The organism is Pseudomonas onubensis, assembly GCF_965653655.1.
Classification (GTDB): Bacteria; Pseudomonadota; Gammaproteobacteria; order Pseudomonadales; family Pseudomonadaceae; genus Aquipseudomonas.
Window position 1 is genome coordinate 1 of record NZ_CBFHAZ010000061.1, and the last position, 17,056, is coordinate 17,056.

The 17,056-nt window shown below is 60.1% G+C and carries 17 protein-coding genes; 11 read left to right on the forward strand and 6 right to left on the reverse strand.

Annotated features, from left to right (window positions below; all coding sequences use genetic code 11):
- Positions 1-218 precede the first annotated feature (218 nt).
- The 9 genes from ACTD9P_RS18925 (at position 219) to ACTD9P_RS18965 (ending at position 8,758) form a co-directional block, all read left to right on the forward strand.
- A complete protein-coding gene (locus ACTD9P_RS18925) occupies positions 219-1,160 on the forward strand; it encodes an AEC family transporter (RefSeq protein ID WP_438868895.1) in 942 nt (313 codons plus the stop codon).
- Positions 1,161-1,292: 132 nt separating this feature from the next.
- Positions 1,293-2,147: a DNA/RNA non-specific endonuclease gene (locus tag ACTD9P_RS18930; RefSeq protein WP_438868896.1), complete on the forward strand. Its 855-nt coding sequence runs from the start codon at positions 1,293-1,295 to the stop codon at positions 2,145-2,147.
- Between the two features lie 142 nt (positions 2,148-2,289).
- Positions 2,290-3,195, forward strand: coding sequence for an amidohydrolase family protein (locus ACTD9P_RS18935; protein ID WP_438868897.1), 906 nt, complete (start codon positions 2,290-2,292; stop codon positions 3,193-3,195).
- Positions 3,196-3,242: 47 nt separating this feature from the next.
- A complete protein-coding gene (locus ACTD9P_RS18940) occupies positions 3,243-4,208 on the forward strand; it encodes an alpha/beta hydrolase family protein (RefSeq protein WP_438868898.1) in 966 nt (321 codons plus the stop codon).
- A 129-nt stretch (positions 4,209-4,337) separates the two neighbouring features.
- Entirely contained in the window at positions 4,338-5,333 is a 996-nt protein-coding gene (locus ACTD9P_RS18945) for a GlxA family transcriptional regulator (RefSeq protein WP_438868899.1), read from the forward strand.
- A gap of 142 nt (positions 5,334-5,475) precedes the next feature.
- On the forward strand, positions 5,476-6,165 hold the full coding sequence (locus ACTD9P_RS18950) for an ABC transporter permease (protein WP_438868900.1): 690 nt from the start codon (positions 5,476-5,478) through the stop codon (positions 6,163-6,165).
- Complete coding sequence (locus tag ACTD9P_RS18955; RefSeq protein WP_438868901.1) at positions 6,162-7,160, forward strand: ABC transporter ATP-binding protein; 999 nt, start codon at positions 6,162-6,164, stop codon at positions 7,158-7,160. The genes ACTD9P_RS18950 and ACTD9P_RS18955 overlap by 4 nt, the downstream gene beginning before the upstream one ends.
- Positions 7,161-7,162: 2 nt before the next feature.
- A complete protein-coding gene (locus ACTD9P_RS18960; RefSeq protein WP_438868902.1) occupies positions 7,163-7,831 on the forward strand; it encodes an ABC transporter permease in 669 nt (222 codons plus the stop codon).
- A gap of 33 nt (positions 7,832-7,864) precedes the next feature.
- On the forward strand, positions 7,865-8,758 hold the full coding sequence (locus tag ACTD9P_RS18965) for a glycine betaine ABC transporter substrate-binding protein (RefSeq protein ID WP_438868903.1): 894 nt from the start codon (positions 7,865-7,867) through the stop codon (positions 8,756-8,758).
- On the opposite strand, the gene ACTD9P_RS18970 is transcribed toward ACTD9P_RS18965, so the two are convergent.
- The 3 genes from ACTD9P_RS18970 to ACTD9P_RS18980 form a co-directional block, all read right to left on the reverse strand.
- Positions 8,759-9,064 carry a hypothetical protein gene (locus ACTD9P_RS18970; protein WP_438868904.1) on the reverse strand — a complete coding sequence of 102 codons (306 nt, stop codon included), beginning with the start codon at positions 9,062-9,064 and terminating at the stop codon, positions 8,759-8,761.
- Positions 9,065-9,284: 220 nt separating this feature from the next.
- Positions 9,285-10,346, reverse strand: coding sequence for an ATP-binding protein (locus tag ACTD9P_RS18975; RefSeq protein ID WP_438868905.1), 1,062 nt, complete (start codon positions 10,344-10,346; stop codon positions 9,285-9,287).
- A complete protein-coding gene (locus ACTD9P_RS18980; RefSeq protein WP_438868906.1) occupies positions 10,343-11,092 on the reverse strand; it encodes a response regulator in 750 nt (249 codons plus the stop codon). Before ACTD9P_RS18980 ends, ACTD9P_RS18975 begins: the two co-directional genes overlap by 4 nt.
- Positions 11,093-11,479: 387 nt before the next feature.
- On the opposite strand from ACTD9P_RS18980, the gene ACTD9P_RS18985 reads away from it, so the two are divergent.
- A complete protein-coding gene (locus ACTD9P_RS18985) occupies positions 11,480-12,256 on the forward strand; it encodes an ABC transporter substrate-binding protein (RefSeq protein WP_438868907.1) in 777 nt (258 codons plus the stop codon).
- A 142-nt stretch (positions 12,257-12,398) separates the two neighbouring features.
- Here ACTD9P_RS18985 and ACTD9P_RS18990 read toward each other — a convergent pair whose 3' ends face one another.
- Genes ACTD9P_RS18990 through ACTD9P_RS19000 form a run of 3 tightly spaced genes read right to left on the reverse strand, consistent with a single transcriptional unit; the run spans position 12,399 to position 15,127 of the window.
- Complete coding sequence (locus tag ACTD9P_RS18990) at positions 12,399-13,025, reverse strand: helix-turn-helix transcriptional regulator (protein ID WP_438868908.1); 627 nt, start codon at positions 13,023-13,025, stop codon at positions 12,399-12,401.
- Complete coding sequence (locus tag ACTD9P_RS18995) at positions 13,025-14,158, reverse strand: NAD(P)/FAD-dependent oxidoreductase (RefSeq protein ID WP_438868909.1); 1,134 nt, start codon at positions 14,156-14,158, stop codon at positions 13,025-13,027. The genes ACTD9P_RS18990 and ACTD9P_RS18995 overlap by 1 nt, the downstream gene beginning before the upstream one ends.
- A gap of 21 nt (positions 14,159-14,179) precedes the next feature.
- On the reverse strand, positions 14,180-15,127 hold the full coding sequence (locus ACTD9P_RS19000) for an ornithine cyclodeaminase family protein (protein ID WP_438868910.1): 948 nt from the start codon (positions 15,125-15,127) through the stop codon (positions 14,180-14,182).
- A gap of 194 nt (positions 15,128-15,321) precedes the next feature.
- Here ACTD9P_RS19000 and ACTD9P_RS19005 point away from each other — a divergent pair, with 194 nt between their 5' ends.
- A complete protein-coding gene (locus ACTD9P_RS19005) occupies positions 15,322-17,043 on the forward strand; it encodes a ShlB/FhaC/HecB family hemolysin secretion/activation protein (protein ID WP_438868911.1) in 1,722 nt (573 codons plus the stop codon).
- Positions 17,044-17,056 lie beyond the last annotated feature (13 nt).

Consider the following 17,056-nt stretch of genomic DNA (forward strand, 5'->3'; position numbering starts at 1 on the left):
GCGGTGGGTCAGTGACAGATGAATTGACTGACCCACCGCCTTCGCGAGCAAGCCCGCTCCCACACTTGACCGCGCATGGATTCAAACCCTGCACATGAAATAAATGTCATGCCTTATTTAATTGGTGAACAACCGCTCGTCACGTAGCTTGCGCCGCACGTTCGCCTGGCCAGGATCCGCCCTCGAGATCAGCCACAATAACCACGAGGAACGAGCGCGTGCTAGACAGGATTACCGGGCCGCTGTTGCCCGTTGCCGTGGTGATTGCCCTGGGGTTTATCGCCGGCAAACGCGGCAAGTTGGACCACGCCGACAGCCTGCTGATCAGCCGTCTGGTGCTGGGCTGGATCATGCCGTCACTGCTGTTTGTGGGCATGGCCAGTACGCCGCGTGCGCAGTTGCTGGATTTCAACTTTATCCTGGCCACGGTCATCGGCATCGTCGGCATGTTCGGGCTGGCGCTGGGCATTGGCTGGTGGCGCCTGCGCGACCTCAAGGCCGCCACGCTCAAGGGCCTGGTCAACGGCTTTCCGGACGCCGCCTTCATGGGCATTCCGATCCTTGCGGCCATGTATGGCGCAGGCAGCCTGTATGCGGTGCTGGTGTTGAACCTGGTCGCAACCTTGATCATGATCCCGCTGGCGATCATGTTGCTGACCCTCGCGGACGGCAAAGGCAGCGGTGGCCAGGCGTTCGTCTCAAGCCTGTGGGCGGCGGTACGGCGCCCGTTGGTGTGGGCACCGGCCTTGGGCATGCTGCTCTCGCTGCTGGAGGTCAAGTTGCCGGCGGTTGCCGCCGACTCCTTCAACTTGCTGGGCAAGGCGACGCCCGGCGTGTCGCTGTTCTGCCTGGGGCTGATCATGTCGGCAGACCGGTTGAAAATGTCCGCTGAAGTGTGGACCAACCTGGGGCTCAAACTGTTCATTCAGCCGGCGCTGATGTTTGCCGCCATGATCCTGCTGGGCCGCCACGGCGTATACGCACAGCAAATGATCCTGCTCAGTGCACTGCCTTCGGCGACGATCCCGGCGATGTTCGCCAACCAGGCCGGTGTGTATCAGCGTGAAGCCACGACCTCCATTTTGCTCAGCACGTTGCTCTCGATCGTGACGTTTTCGGCGGCGATTTACCTGGTTGACGGCGGGCTTGCGGCGGAGTGACGGGGTTTTTTACGTCCCCTGAAACCTGTACACAATTTGAAATGTTTAAGTGGTTTAATGTTTATGTCGGCTTGCGATGGATCGCAGCCGCCGACAGACCTTTTGTCATTGATTCATCCAAGGAGCTACACCATGCAAGGAAGTATAAAGTCCAAACACTTAGCGTTTCTGTTGATCCCGCTGGTTGCCGCCTGTACCACACCGGACAGAACCCGCGAATCGGCCATCACCCCCCAAGCTCAGCCCCAACAGGCCTGGCAGTTCGACAACTGCTCGGTCGGCTGCCCCAGCGGCGGCAGCCCACTGACGCTGAACCGCCAGGCGTACACCCTGAACAACAACGGCTCGACCAAGTTTGCCAACTGGGTGTCGTACAAAATCACCGGGACCACCTCCGCCAGCGGGCGCGCGCGCGACTGGCAGACCGACCCGGACATCCCGGCCGGCGAAACCCTCGACCCGGTGGATTACAACGGCGCCAATGTCGCGCTCAAAGTCGACCGCGGCCATCAGGCCAACCTGGCCTCGATGGCGGGCGTGGCGGATTGGCAAAGCCTTAATTACCTGTCGAACATCACCCCACAGAAGTCCGACCTCAACCAGGGGCCGTGGGCGCACCTGGAAGACCAGGAGCGCAACCTGAGCAAGCAGGCGGGAGTCGACGCGGTGTATGTCGCCACCGGGCCGCTGTATGAGCATTTTGTCGGCACACTACCGGGCACGAACAAGGTACACACCATTCCCAGTGGCTATTGGAAAATCATCTTCGTCGGCAGCTCGCCTGAAGGCGGGATGTATGCCTCCTTCGTCATGAACCAGGAAACGCCCAAGGGCGCCAGTTTCTGCGATTACCAGGTGCCCGTGAGTCAAATCGAAGAGCGCTCGGGGCTGACGTTCTGGAGTGGTTTGCCGCAAGCGGTGCAGGCTGCGTTGAAGGCCAGGCAAGGGCAGCTGCCGGGCCGTATGGGTTGCAAGCAAGCGTTGTAATGCAAAGGGCAGGGGCCTTGAGGGCCCCTGTTTGAATCAGCTTGATACACGGCGAAATTTTGATACTACCCGTCGAGTTGCCGAGAGCGTAAACGCCCGATTGGCGATTAATGTTTGCGTACAAAAAACGGAAACATTCATCATGCTGCCGCGCACTGAACCCTTTACCAGACGAGTAGACAGCCACGCCCACTTCTACACGTCGCAAGATATTCAGCGGGTGGCTGGCCTGCTGCCCTATGGCCTGCCTGAACCGCACCCGATCAAGGTCTACCTGGATAAACTGATTGATGCCGGTATCACCCCGTCAATCATTAACAACGTGCACCTGAGCATCCTGCCGGATTCGCAAAACGTGTTTGCTTCGTTTGATCAACTGCGAACGTTGCAGGTAGCAAACCCTCAGCGTTATGGCGGTATCCAGCTGGTAGGCACGATCCTGGCTCAGCCTGCCTACGCCACCCAGGAGCGCCTCGGGCACCCGCAGGTCATCGGTGCTCGTATCGTTTTGCACCACGCCAGGCCTGAAACTGTTGCAGATGGCAGCTTTTGCGACGAGCAATGGCTGGCGTTTTACGCACGGCTACTCCCGCACCAGCACCTGCATATCTACGCCAAAGAGGCGCAGACCAACCTGTGTGTATTACGCCAGGTCCCTGACCATGTGCCTGTGCTTATCGACCATCTCGGCAGTTGTCATCACGAACGGGGCGCTACAGAACCGGCCTACAGGGCGCTGCTCGCTGAAGCGGCAAGGCGCGGCAACGTGGGGTTCAAAGGCCCGGGGTATCGCACCTCGGTCAACCCTGAGGAGACCGCTCGGTTCGTGACCCGGATCATTCGCGCGGTGGGCGCCGGCAACCTGTTGCTTGAAGCCAGTGATGCGCCTCATGTGGGTGTTGGCAGCAACAGCGTGGCCTATGCCGAACTGTTTGATCTACCTGGCACGTCTGCTTTTGTCGAGGCCGTTGCACGGCATGCTTGCGAAGCCACCGCCATTCCTGCCAGCCAACTGCTTCGTGGCGCGAGCGGCCAATGGCTGCGTTGACCTGCGCGCACATTCATACCTAGAGAGATCCAGCGATGACAACCATCATGACTAAAGCGATCAGCTTTGCTGTGAAGTACGGCGACGCGACCCTGAGCCTCAAAGGAACACTGTTTGAACCCGAGCACCTTGATGCTGCAACGCGTCAGTTGCCCCCGATAGTCTTCAACTCGGGTTTCACCGGCGGCGTCAGCATGTACGGTCAGCTGTTCGGCCACGCCCTGGCAGCTCGGGGCTATCGCGTCATGACCTACGACGTGGCAGGTTTTTTCACCAATAAGTATGTGCGTAATACCCTGCTGTCAGCCGATGGCGAAGTCACCCAGGTCATGCTTGAAGACCAGAAGGACGAAGTCCTCGGCGCGGTTGCATGGGCGCGTGACACCTTTGGTCAAATGCCGATAGTGGTCTCCTGGGCGATGGGGGCGGTCGCGAGCCTCGGTGCGGTGGCTGAGCTTGCCATTGCGAGTGGAGAGCAGGTGCGGTTCTGGGTGCCGATAAACTACAGCAGCTTGCGTACCCTGCAGACGCTGCGTACCGACCCGGAGGCAACCGACGCCGCGATTCGGCAATTGCCGGATGATGCGCCTGTTCCGCCGTTCGATACCGGTACTGAATCGACCCGCCTGGGTTATTACCCGCTTGACCCTCAGACCCAGGCCTATGTTGACCAGCAACTGAGTGACTACACTCAAGCGGGTGGCGTGGACCGTTGGCCCGGCTGCACTCACGTGACGGCAAAGTCCTATAAAGCCTATATGGCGTATGACCCGGAACGGTCCATTGTTGGCGCAAAAGGCTTCCCGCCGGCGCTGATTGTGCACGGTGCGGAAAATACCCTGCACATGCCTTCAGAGTCCGTGCGCCTGCATCGGCACTATCCGGGGGATGCGGGGCCGAGTGCGGTGATTATCCCGCACCTGCAACACGGCCAGCAGAATCAGGCCGACAACCCGCTGTTCAAATCGATGATCCAGAGCTTCGACGAGGCCATCCGCACGCGAGCCTTGTAATCAGAGCTTGCAATGATTGCAGGCTCCCTGGGATTCAATCTGGCTGAATACAACGCCAGGTCCTGCAGGGTGTGCTCAACACCAGACCATCGGCCTGACGTTGGGCTCACCCTTGATAAGGATCCGGCAATGGTAAACCTCAGTACAGCAGCGTCGCCTGCAACGGGTTACATCACCAAGCGAATCGGCCTGCTTATTCTTCCTCAGTTTTCCATGATGGCACTGGCGAGTGCCAGCGAACCTCTACGCGTGGCGAATCGGCTCAGCGGAAAGACACTCTATGAGTGGACGCTTCTTACGGAAACCGGCGGGTCAGTCTGCTCCAGCAGCGGTATCGAAATACACACCGTCGCGATTGATCAAGCGCCCGCGGTCGACCGGGTGTTTGTCTTGGCCAGCCTGGATATCGAACGTCAAAAGCCGCCGAAAATGCTGCGGTTTTTGCAGCGTGCGGCCGCCCGTGGCGTCACCGTGGGGGCACTCAGCACTGGCACATTCATTCTGGCCCGCGCTGGGCTGCTCGACGGCAAAAGGTGCACGTTGCACTGGGAAACCATCGGCCAGTTCTGCGAAGAGTTTCCTACCCTCGAAGTCACCAAAGAGCTGTACGTCAACCATGACAACCGCTGGACCTGTGCCGGTGGGACGGCGGCGATCGATCTGATGCTGGCGCAGATTGCGCAGGATCACGGCAACCAACTGGCCGCGAACATTGCCGAACAATTCCTGCATGCCCGGATAAGAGCGCCGCAAGAACATCAGCGAATGTCGATCCAATGGCGGTTCGGCATCCATGACCGGCGACTAACGGCCGCCATTGCCGCCATGGAAGACAACCTGGAGAACCTGATCGGCATCGAAGAAATTGCCGACAGATGCAACCTGTCGCATCGTCAGCTGGAGCGCTTGTGGCACCAGCACTTCGGGATCACACCGAAAAAATTCTACCTGGAACTGCGGCTCAACCAGGCGCGGCGACTATTACGTGAAAGCACCCAAGCGATTGCCTGCATTGCCCATAGTTGCGGGTTCGTTTCCGCGTCACACCTGGGCGCTGCTTACAGGCGTGCGTGGGGATGCACGCCGGGGGAAGAGCGGCGGAAATTTGATGATGCACATTCCTGAGGTGAAGTCGGTTTTTTGATAGAAACCGTCGAGCCCAAAGCTCAAATAGCCTTCAGGGGCGCGGTAAGGTTCATGACAAGTCCGGTGCCCGCTTCCAGATGCACTGCCAATAAAAACAATTAGGGCGTAAGAAGGGTGGACCATGGAAACGTTGAGTTTCATTCTGGAAAACAGCAGCCTGATCAGCCAACTGCTGGGGCAGCACCTTTTTATCGTCGCAGTCGCGGTGGGGCTGGCGATCCTGACCGGCGTACCTATCGGCATCTTGATCAGCGAGCATCCCAGGACGCGGCGTGGGGTACTGGCCGTTGCTGCGGTGCTGATGACCATTCCATCCGCCGCACTGTTCGGCCTGATGATCCCGGTGCTGTCGCTGATTGGCTATGGCATCGGCGTGGTGCCCGCCGTTATTGCGCTGTTTCTATATTCGCAATTGCCGATTATCCGCAATACCACCACCGCCATCGCCAACATCGATCCCGCCTTGCGCGAGGCGGCGATCGGGATGGGCATGGCCCCCTGGCAGCGGTTGTGCAAGGTCGAACTACCGATTGCGGTGCCGCTGATCATGGCAGGCGTGAGGATGGCGACTGTCATCAATATCGGTATTGCGGCGATTGCGGCCTACATCGGCGCCGGCGGCCTGGGCAGCCTGATCATTCGCGGTATCGCGCAATCGGACAGCCGGCAGCTGTTGACCGGCGCCCTGGTGATCAGTGCCATTGCCATTGCAGCCGATTATGCGCTGTACGCCCTGCAGAGCAGGCTGACGCCAAAAGGCCTGAGCAAGCACGCGGTGGCCGCCGGCAGAATGAAGGAGGCGACCACATGATCCAGATCGACAACCTGAACAAGCAGTTCGGCTCGATAACGGCCGTCGAAGATGTCTCGCTCACTGTAGAGGAGGGCAAGATTTGCGTACTGCTCGGCCCGTCTGGCTGCGGCAAGACCACGACGTTAAAAATGATCAACCGGCTGATAACCCCCACCTCGGGAACGATAAAAATTGGTGGGCGCGACACCTCAGAGATGGACAGCGTCAGCCTCAAGCGATCGATTGGCTACGTAATTCAACAAGTTGGTCTGTTCCCGAACATGACCATAGAGGACAACATCTGTGTGGTTCCCAACCTGCTGGGATGGGACAAAACCAAAAGCCGCCGGCGCGCCGCCGAGTTGCTGGAAGTCGTTGCGCTGGATCCGTCGCTGTTCCTCAAACGCTACCCTTGCGAGCTTTCAGGCGGCCAACAGCAGCGTGTCGGCGTCGCCCGGGCGCTGGCCGCCGACCCTCCCGTTATGTTGATGGACGAGCCATTTGGCGCGATTGATCCGATCAACCGAGAAGTGATCCAGGACGAGTTTATGCGCATACAGCGCCTGGTTAACAAGACCGTCCTGTTTGTCAGCCATGACATCGACGAAGCGGTGAAGATGGCCGACTGCATCGCCCTGTTCCATAACGGCAAAATCGAGCAGTTCGGCTGCTCCGATGATCTTCTGGCCAGGCCCAATAGTGAGTTCGTGGCGAACTTCATGGGCAGCGACCGCATCATGAAGCGCCTGCGGTTGCTGCGCTCGGTGGATGTCGCCAGCAAGATCCCGCCTGCTGAGCCATTGCAGCCGGGCGGTAGCAATGGCGAGCGTACTTCGCGAGAGCAATTGGTGGTCAAACCCCAGGACGACCTGAGTCAGGTGCTCTCACAGCTCTTGGGTCGAGGCCAGAACTGGGCGTTATGCAACGACATTGACGGGCGTTTTATCGGCTATATACACCAGACCGATATCCTGGCCAGACTGGTGGAAAACACTACGCCGGTAGGGCATTGACGATGCCCGACCTGATGCTCGGAATGTGGGCGGGGCTGCAGCTTTACTGGGGCGATATCACTTACCTGACGGCTCAGCATCTGCATATCGTCGCCGTCAGCGGCGTCCTGGCGCTGATCGTGGCGCTGCCCTTGGGGGTATGGATGAGCCGACCTTCGAAACAACGCTATGCCATGGCGTGCATGCAGTTGTTGAATGTGGGGCAGGCGATACCCAAGCTCGCCTTGCTGGCGCTGGCCATGAGTGTGATCGGGGTTGGCGGTGGTGCGGCGATCTTTGGCTTATGGGTCGCGACCTTGTTGCCGGTGGTGGTCAATACCTACGAGGGTTTGCGTGCGGTGCCGGAGCATCTGCTTGAGGCGGCCGAGGCGATGGGCATGACACCTGCGCAGCGGTTATGGAAAGTCGAAATCCCGAATGCGCTGAACGTCATTTTCGCCGGCATACGCACGGCACTCGCCATCAACGTCGGTACCGCGCCGCTGGCGTTCCTCGTCGGCGGCGGCGGCTTGGGTGAGCTTATTTTTACCGGTATCGACCTCAATGATTTTTCCATGATGTTAGCCGGTGCGGCGGCGACGGCTTTTCTAGCCGTTGCGGTTGACCTGGGGTGCGGCGTGTTCCAGCACGTCGTGGTGTCGCGGGGCTTGAGGTTGGCGGCGCGTGAATGAATGTGAAGACCATTGACCTAAAGGAGGTGCAGGATGATTCATCGAATACTCATCTGTCTGATCGGCGTGCTGGGCCTTGTGTTCGGCAGTATTGGCAGTGTTTCTGCCAACAGCACGATAGTTGTGGGCGGCAAAAAGTTTACCGAACAGCAACTGGTTGCGGAAATGACTGCGCAACTTTTGCGCGCTAACGGGTACAGCGTGGATAAGCGCCCGGACCTGGGCTCATCCATATTGCGCGCGGCGCTGGAAAACGGTCAGGTCGACGTGTATTGGGAATATACCGGCACTTCCCTGGTGCTTTACAACAAGGTCACCGACACCCTGAATGCCGACGAGACCTACGACCGGGTCAGTGCCCTTGATGCGTGGAAGGGCATCACCTGGTTAAACCGGTCAAAAGCCAACACGACCTACGCATTTGCCATGCGCAATGACGCGGCGCAAAAGCACGGTATCTCCACGCTCAGCGACCTGGCAAAGCACATCGGCGCGGGTGGCACCTACCAGTTCGCGAGCAATGCCGAGTTTTACTCGCGCTCCGATGGCTTGAGACCGTTACAAGAGAAGTACAAGTTCGAATTCGGACGCAAAAACGTCATCCGCATGGACGGTGGGCTGACTTACCAGGCGCTGCGGGACGGTCAGGTGGATGTGGCGTTGGTGATGTCGACTGACGGGCGGATCCCGGCATACGATTTTGTGGTACTCAAAGACGACAAGGGTTTTTTCCCCAGCTACGCGTTGACCCCGGTGATTCGTACCGAGGTCTTCAAGCAACACCCTCGGCTGGGGGAGTTACTCAACGCACTGTCGTCCAGGCTGGATGACGAAACCATAGCCGGGCTCAACGCCCGGGTCGACGTAGGTCGGGAATCTATCGAGAGCGTGGCGAAGATGTTCTTGCAGCAAAGTAGCCTGCTCTAGTCAGCACAGGTAGCGGTTGCGCGCCTCCCTGAGTAAGTCGCGCACCTGGTCAACGCGCAATAACAGCGTCATTTGCCGCTCATCGACGATGATTTCCGCCACGATCAATGCGCAAATCATCGGCGCGGTTACCAGCCAGTGCTCGTAACATTGGGTTGTCAGCGATACGAACACGCCCATAATCCACAACGCCAGCACCCACTTGGGGGCTCGTCGTTGCAGGGGCACCCAGAAGCGCTGCAACCTTTTCAAACGGGCCGTGTGCAGCCTTAACGAAGCTTCGAGTCGGGACACGTCATTGCTCATGGTTACACTCGCTCAACGGTACGGGCGCAGCCTGGGAGTGTGGTTCCCAGCCAGGACAGGTTGACCCGTTCAACTTCTACCCAATGCTCGCCGACAGGTTTTGTGCGGCAGCTTTTAAAGGCGATGCACACCTGCCTTGCGTCCAATAAAGCAAAGTGCCGGTAACGGGGCGGGCGCTTGAACAGCCAAAAAAACATACGCATCGCCGTGCCTCGCTCAATCAAACGTGCCAACTGAGTTCAAACAGCGTGCCGCCGTTTTCCATGCGGCGGCAGGTCACGGCGCCGCCATGGGCGAGGGCGATGGCACGCACCACGGCCAAGCCCAGGCCACTGCCGCCTTGGGCGCGTGAGCGAGAGTTTTCACCGCGTTGGAAGGCATCAAACAGGCGCGCGGCAAAACCTTCGTCGATGCCGGGGCCGTCATCGCGCACGCGCAGGTAGTTGAAACCGTCGCGGGTGCTCAGATGGACGATGACATTGCCCGGTGTCGCGTGCCGCCGAATGTTATCCAGCAGGGCCAGCAACGCCTGGCGGATGCGCGCCGGGTCGCAGCGCAGGGTGCGGCGTTGCAGGTCCAATTGCAGCACAAAACCTGCGGCCACCAGGCTCGGTTCGAACAGGCGCACATCGTCTTCAATGCCTGTCGCCAGGTCTGCTTCTTGCAGGTTGAGTTCCAGGTAGCCACTGTCGGCCAGGCCCACCACGCGCATATCCTCGATCAAGCGCGTCAAACCTTCGACCTGGCCCAGCAGGCTGTAGAACTGCGCGGTGTCGGGTTCGAATACACCCTCGGCCAACCCTTGCAGGCGCCCGCGCAGAATAGTCAGGGGCGTGCGCAGTTCATGCGCAATGGCTGCATTCCAGAACGCTTGCTCCTGCGCCATGCGCTGCAAGCGTTTGGCCATGCTGTTGAAGTCATTGACCAGGATCGCCGCTTCGCCGATCGACTGGTCACCGGCAACCGCCTGTACGTCCAGGTCGCCGTCGGCCAGTTTGCGCAGGTTTTCGGCCACGGAATTGAGTGGCATCAGGATGCGTCGCGACAGTTTCAGCGCCACAATCGAGCCCACCGCCAGGCTCACGCACGTGGTCAGGCCCATCCACACCCATTCAGCCTTGGCCGGCAGCCAGGCATCCACTTCGGCGTCGGTGAGCGGCCAGTAGGTCCATAGCAATGCGTAAAAAATATACGAGCCGATCACCGCCAGGGCGATCACGCACAGCACCACGGCGCACATCGACAAGATGATCTGCCGGCTCAGGCCTTTGAGCCCTTTCACACCACGCACCCGAACCGGTAGCCGACGCCACGGATACTGGTGGGCACACCCTGCACGCCGAGGTCTTCGAGCTTGCGCCGCAGTTTGCTGATATGGCTGTCGACCGTGCGCTCCAGGCTGTCGCTTTCCGGTGAACACTGGGCCAACAGCTCGGCGCGGCTGAACACCCGTTTCGGCGCCTTGGCCAGTTGCGCCAGCAAGCGGAACTCGGTGACGGTCAAGGCCAGCGGCACTCGGCGGCCGGCCAGCGTCACTGTGGCTTCGTAGCTTTCCAGGTCAATTTCAAACGCGTCCACTCGCAGCACCGTGGGGCAGGCGTGGCCGCGATAAGCGATGGAGCGGCGCAGTACCGCCTGGGTACGCGCCACCACTTCGGCCGGGTTGAACGGCTTGACGATATAGTCGTCGGCGCCGATGCGCAGGCCCATCAGCTTGTCCATGTCCTGGTCTTGCGCGGTCAGCATGATCACCGGCGTATGGCCGCGCTGGCGCACTTGCGCAAGGACCTGCCAGCCATCCACGTGGGGCATCAGCACATCCAGCAACATCAACTCCGGCTTGAGCGCCAGGTGCATGTCCAGCGCCTGTTGGCCGTCACGCGCGTGGGCGGTGCGAAAGCCACTGCGTTTGAGGTAAGCCACCAGAATGTCGGCGATTTGCGGCTCATCCTCGGCTATCAGCACCAGAGCCTGGGGTTCTCTGACGCAGTCCGGGCGGGGTATCGATGCAACGGGAAAATCAGTCATGGTCTGCTCGGTGAATACGCGGCGAGCCTGTGCATCCCTGCGCTCGTGCTTATCTGCCTTATCGTGGCTGCCGGTCCATGGCCACGCTTGCCAGTAGTGATCATAGCTTCTGGGTGAGGGTGCTGACCTCCAGGGCAGTCATCGTGTTCTCCTGGCAAATCTACGCAACGGTGAACGCAAGTGTGCGCAACCAGCGTGCGCTTTCATGGGAGGTTTTGTGGAGAAACGATGGAGACGGGCATTAATTTGTACCCCAGCGTGTAGAAAGGCGGCATGGATTGACGATCAATACCTAAAAGTCCAATATGGAATTATAAGTACAAAAAAAGCCTCTGCCTTTCTTTCTTCACGCTTGCCAAACCAACAACAACTTGCGAGAGAACGACCATGAAGAAACCCGCGCTGATCGCCGCACTGGCCCTGGGCCTGTTTGCCTCAAGCCATGTGCTGGCCGCCGAGAAAACCTTGCGTATCGGCATTGAGGCGGCCTACCCACCGTTCGCCTCCAAGACCCAGGATGGCAAGATAGTCGGCTTCGATTACGACATCGGTAACGCCTTGTGCGCGCAGATGAAGGTCAAGTGCGTGTGGGTGGAAGGTGAGTTCGACGGCCTGATTCCTTCACTGAAAGTGAAGAAAATCGACATGGCCTTGTCGTCCATGACCATCAACGAAGACCGCAAGAAGTCGGTGGATTTCACCCACAAGTATTACTTCACTTCTTCGCGCCTGGTGATGAAGGACGGCGCGGTGGTGGATGACCAGTACGCCAGCCTCAAGCGCAAGACCATTGGCGTGCAACGCGCCACCACCACCGACCGCTATGCCACCGAGGTGTTCGAGCCCAAGGGCATCAATGTCAAGCGCTACAGCAATAACGAAGAGATTTACATGGATCTGGCCTCGGGGCGCCTGGATGCGATTTTTGCCGACACCATCCCGTTGAGTGACTTCCTGTCGATGCCACGCGGCAAGGGCTACGCGTTTGTCGGACCGGAACTCAAGGACCCCAAATACGTGGGCGAGGGTGCCGGGATCGCGGTGCGCAAGGGCAATACCGAGCTGGTCAGCCAGTTGAACACGGCCATCGACGGGATTCGTGGGAATGGCGAGTATCAGAAGATTTCACAGCGGTACTTCAAGTCCGATATCTACGGCGACTGAGCACCCCTGATCGTTGAATGATCGTTCCCACGCTCTGCGTGGGAATGCAGCCCAGGACGCTCCGCGTCCCACGCTTGGAGGTCGTGACGCGGAGCGTCACAGGATGCGTTTCCACGCAGAGCGTGGGAACGATCAGGCTCGCTCAGCCCTTCAATTCCTTGAGGTGCTTGTACACCGTCGCCCGCCCCATCCCCAGCACATTCGCCACATAGTTCGACGCACTCTTGCCCTTGAACGCGCCCTCGGCATGCAGCGCCAGCACCAGTTCACGCTTATGGTCGCGGGTCAGCAGGTTCAGGCTCAACTGACGCTCACGCATCCAGGCATGCAAGAAGGTGTTGATGCGCTCCTGCCAGTCATCCCGAAACAGTGAGTCGGGCTGCGGGATCAGCTTGCTTGGTGACAGGAACAGGTCCAGCGCCGCCTTGGCGTTTTCGAACAGCGAGATATTCAGGTTGATGCACAACACCGCCAGCCGACGGCCTTTGTGGTCGTGCAACACCGTGCTCAGGCTGCGGATTTTCTGGCCATCCCAGTTGAGCTTTTCGTACGGGCCGATATTCACTTCGCTGATGTCATCGCTGAGCATGTCCTCCAGGGACGATTCGTCACCGATGGCGCGTTTGGACAGGTTGTTGGCGATGTAATCGACCTTTTGCGTGCGCAAGTCATGCAGCACCACTTCGGCGTGGGGAAAGAACAGCGTGGCAATCGCATCGGCGATCGCCCGGAAGTTCTGCACAACGTTTTCTTGTTCGGCAATGCTCATCAATGCGGCTCCAGGCGGACGGGCGAGAGCATACCAGCGTCCAGGCCAAACCGCGTCAGTGGCTCCGGCAACGGTGCGCCACGCACCAGCGCCGCGCTGGCCTGGCCCATGGCCGGTGAGGTCTGGATGCCGTAACCGCCTTGCGCCGCGACCCAGAACAGCCCCGGCACCTGCGGGTCGAAGCCCGCGAGCAAATCACCATCAGGCACAAAACTGCGCAGCCCGGCCCAGGTGCGGGTCGGGCGGCGGATGGTCAAGGTGGTGGCTTCTTCGATCTGGTAGATGCCCATGGCAATGTCCAGCTCTTCGGGCTGTACATCCTGGGGTTCGACCGGGTCGGCGTTGGCCGGCGAGCCGAGGAACATGCCCGCATCGGGCTTCATGTAGAAGGCTTCGTCGAGCGCCACCAGCATTGGCCACGCATGCGTGTCGACGCCCTCTGGCCCGGCGAAGATAAACGCCGAACGCCGCTTGGGTTGCAGGCCGATGGACGCCGCACCGGCGAGCGCGCCGATATGATCGGCCCAGGCTCCGGCGGCATTGATGATGATCGGCGCGGTGTAGGTCGCGTCCTGGGTGAGCACCTGCCACAGGCCGTCGGCGTCACGGCTCAGGCCCAGTACATGGCTGTCGGTACGCACTTCGCCGTGATGGCGGCGGATGCCGCGCAAATAGCCCTGGTGCAGGGCATCGGTGTCGATGTCACTGGCGGTCGGGTCGAAGATGGCGCCGTGGACTTTTTCACGGCGCAAAATCGGCAGCCGTGCACAGGCCTCATCGACACTCAGCCGTTCCACCTGCGCCACCGTGGCCTTGGCGCTCTGGTATTGGCGCTCGAGTTCCGCCGGGTCGCCGCTGAAATCCACGGTGATCTCCCCGCGTGGCGTCAGCAACGGGTGCTCACAGAAGCCTGCCGGCGGGTTATCAAAAAATGCACGGCTGGCCAGGGTCAAGGCGCGCACTTGCGGCGTGCCATAAGCCGCGGTGTAGAGCGCCGCCGAGCGCCCGGTGGAGTGATAGGCCGGGTGGCTTTCGCGCTCCAGCACCAATACTTTGCCATGCTGCGACAACCAGAACCCGGTGGATGCACCGGCAATGCCGCCGCCGATGATGATGAAGTCTGCATGGCTCATAAACATCTCCTTAATTAATGGTTAGCGCTGGGCTTGGTACAGGGCGTTGGCCAGTGCGACGTCTTCCAGGCCCAGGCCGATTGAGCGGAAAAACACGTGGCGGTCGTAGTCCGGGCGCTGCGCCATGTCACTGAGCAGCTCCGGCAGGTCGCCGATCACGGCGCGCTTGTCCCAACCGTGTTGCTCGGCGGCGATCAACATCTCACCGGCCGCGCCCGGCGTGGTCTGGCGATAGTCGCAGAACACGTGCATGCCTTGCAGGCTTGCCGGCGGCACTTCATGGGCGTGTGGCGCATTGGTGCTGATGGACGTGATCAACGCGGGTTTGCGCAAGCGCGCTGGGTCGAGCACCGGGCCGGCCGATGAGGTACACAGCAGGATCACATCGGCGTCTTCCACGGCGCTGTCACAGCTGTCGGCCAGGGTCAGGCGCGGGTCCAGGCCTTTGAGGTGGGCGAGGGTGTCGACGCTGGCGTGGCCCAGGCTCGGTGAATACAGGCGAATCTGCTGCCAGTCGCGCAGGTTGCGCACGTAGTGCAGGTGCGCCTGGGCCACCTTGCCACTGCCGATAATCGCCAGGCGCCGCGCGGCAGCAGGCGCCAGCACGTCCACCGCCAATGCAGTGGTGGCAGCGGTGCGCGCGGTGGTCAGCTCGGCCGCATCACACAGCATCAGCGGCTGGCCGCTGTGCATCGACATCAACAAAGTCCAGGCCGTCACCAGTGGGCCTTGCTCGCGCACGATGTAGGGCGACGTCTTGACCCCATACACACCCTCGTCGGCCAGCACGCCCAGGTAGTTGATAAAGTCGCCGGCCCCGTGCGGGAACTCCACCAGCTGCTGCGCCGGTTGCACCGCCAGCCCGGCCGCCAGGTCGCGGAACAGCTTGTGCAGGATGTGAGGCACATCGATCTGGGCAAGCCATTCACGGGCTTGAGCCTGATTCATGACGAGGGGTGTGCTGGACATGGCAATCTCCGCAGATAAACTAATTTGTCCATTATGGACTTTTTGTTATTGCGGGCAATATCAGAATGAAAAAAGTCGGGGGGCCGGTTTTTTATCGCTATTGAATAAACTCATACATTTAATTGACGCCACTATATTGCCACCCTATGATCCGCGTTCATTGATGGCACAACGCCATATAGAGGGATCTAGAAATGTGGCGTTTGGTACGCCGGACCAGGCTCGGTCTGCTGTCCGCTTTTTTTTGCTTGGGTTACGTCGGGTTGGCCCAAGCTGCCCCCGCGCAGAACACCCCTGGCATCACCGACCTGATCCGCGACCGTCAGGACCGCCTGCTCGAAGAGCAGCAGCGGCGCCTCGAAGAACTCAGGGATCTGCCCGGTAAATCCGCCGCCCCTGCAGCTCCGGCGACGCCTGCCGACACCCGTTGCTTCCCGATCAAAACCATCGAGCTCGCAGGCGCCGACGCCCTGTCCGTAGACGAGCGCAATGCGCTGATCAAACCTTACATCGGCCAATGCCTGGGCGTGCCGCAGCTCAACGAAGTGCTCAAGGTCATCACCGACCGCTACCTGGCCAAGGGCCTGGTCACCAGCCGTGCGTATCTGCCACAGCAAGACCTTTCCAGCGGCAACCTCAAAATCCAGGTAGTCGAGGGCAAGCTCGAAAGCCTGAAAGGCGCCGAAAACAGCGGCATCACCGACCGTCAACTGGCGATGAGCTTTCCCGGCAAACAAGGCGAGTTGCTCAACCTGCGTGAAATCGAACAGATGGTCGATCAGCTAAACCGTTTGCCCTCGAACCAGGCGCAGATGGAACTGGCGCCGGGCAAGGCCGTGGGCGGCAGTGATGTACTGGTCAAAAACACCCCGCAAAAGCCCTGGCGTGTCGGCCTGTCGCGGCACAACGGCGGCCAGCTCAGCACCGGCGAACAACAGTGGGGCGCCAGCCTCGACTGGGACAACCCGCTGGGCCTGGCCGACCAACTTTCGTTGCGTGGCGGCCACGATGCGGTTAGCGATCACCAGAAAACTTCGCGCAATTCGATGCTCAACTACAGCTTGCCCTTCGGCTGGTGGAACCTCACCTACAGCTACACCGAAAGCGAATACCGCTCCCGTGCCGAGGCCAACAACTTCAAGTTCAAGCAGACCGGCGACAGCCAGAGCCACCAGTTGCGCCTGGAGCGTGTCGTTCACCGCGACGCCTTGAGCAAAACCTCGCTGAGCACTGGCGTCGCCTACCTGCGCACCAATAACTTCATTGAAGACAGCAAGCTGGCGCTGAGCAGCAACCGCCTCAGCGAAGCCCAGTTCGGCATCAACCACGGCCGACGTATCGGCAGTGCATTTCTCAACATCGACCTCGGCATGCAAGACGGCATCGGTGCCTTTGACGCCCAGGCCAATCACAACCCGCGCCACGGCCAGGCCGATGCGCGCTACCGCAAATACACGGCCACCGTCAGCTACCTGTACCCGTTCAAGCTGTGGGGCGAGTCCTTGAGCTTCAGCAGTTTGATGACCGGCCAGCACAGCGAAGATGTGCTGTTCAGCCCGCAGCGCATGAGCCTGGGTGGGCAGTCGTCAATCCGTGGCTACAAGGACCAGATGCTGTCCGGCGACAGCGGCGGCTACTGGCGCAACGACCTGCGCTGGAGCCGCCCGGTGACCTGGGCCTGGCTGCAACCGGTGCTCAGCGAATACGGCGCCAGCCTCGGTTATGACCAGGGCGTGATCAGCCGCGACCGTTACAACGCCGAGCAGCATGGGCGCATGAGCAGCAACTCGGTGGAGCTGTTTGCCCGTGGCAAAAACGTCGCCGCCAGCGTGACCTTTGCCCACTCTTTGGAACGACCGGCCGCTATCACAGAGCGTGAAGCGCCGATCTATTTCCGTATGGATTTTTTCCTTTAATTTTTTTACCGCC

Bases quoted from the DNA above. Each gene is read 5' to 3' on its own strand.
- ACTD9P_RS18990 (WP_438868908.1), bottom strand. From the start codon at position 13,025: ATGAGCATTGCCGAACAAGAAAACGTTGTGCAGAACTTCCGGGCGATC.
- ACTD9P_RS18955 (WP_438868901.1), top strand. From the start codon at position 6,162: ATGATCCAGATCGACAACCTGAACAAGCAGTTCGGCTCGATAACGGCC.
- ACTD9P_RS19000 (WP_438868910.1), bottom strand. From the start codon at position 15,127: ATGTCCAGCACACCCCTCGTCATGAATCAGGCTCAAGCCCGTGAATGG.
- ACTD9P_RS18995 (WP_438868909.1), bottom strand. From the start codon at position 14,158: ATGAGCCATGCAGACTTCATCATCATCGGCGGCGGCATTGCCGGTGCA.
- ACTD9P_RS19005 (WP_438868911.1), top strand. From the start codon at position 15,322: ATGTGGCGTTTGGTACGCCGGACCAGGCTCGGTCTGCTGTCCGCTTTT.
- ACTD9P_RS18940 (WP_438868898.1), top strand. From the start codon at position 3,243: ATGACTAAAGCGATCAGCTTTGCTGTGAAGTACGGCGACGCGACCCTG.
- ACTD9P_RS18985 (WP_438868907.1), top strand. From the start codon at position 11,480: ATGAAGAAACCCGCGCTGATCGCCGCACTGGCCCTGGGCCTGTTTGCC.
- ACTD9P_RS18965 (WP_438868903.1), top strand. From the start codon at position 7,865: ATGATTCATCGAATACTCATCTGTCTGATCGGCGTGCTGGGCCTTGTG.
- ACTD9P_RS18970 (WP_438868904.1), bottom strand. From the start codon at position 9,064: ATGAGCAATGACGTGTCCCGACTCGAAGCTTCGTTAAGGCTGCACACG.
- ACTD9P_RS18980 (WP_438868906.1), bottom strand. From the start codon at position 11,092: ATGACTGATTTTCCCGTTGCATCGATACCCCGCCCGGACTGCGTCAGA.
- ACTD9P_RS18960 (WP_438868902.1), top strand. From the start codon at position 7,163: ATGCCCGACCTGATGCTCGGAATGTGGGCGGGGCTGCAGCTTTACTGG.
- ACTD9P_RS18950 (WP_438868900.1), top strand. From the start codon at position 5,476: ATGGAAACGTTGAGTTTCATTCTGGAAAACAGCAGCCTGATCAGCCAA.
- ACTD9P_RS18930 (WP_438868896.1), top strand. From the start codon at position 1,293: ATGCAAGGAAGTATAAAGTCCAAACACTTAGCGTTTCTGTTGATCCCG.
- ACTD9P_RS18935 (WP_438868897.1), top strand. From the start codon at position 2,290: ATGCTGCCGCGCACTGAACCCTTTACCAGACGAGTAGACAGCCACGCC.
- ACTD9P_RS18945 (WP_438868899.1), top strand. From the start codon at position 4,338: ATGGTAAACCTCAGTACAGCAGCGTCGCCTGCAACGGGTTACATCACC.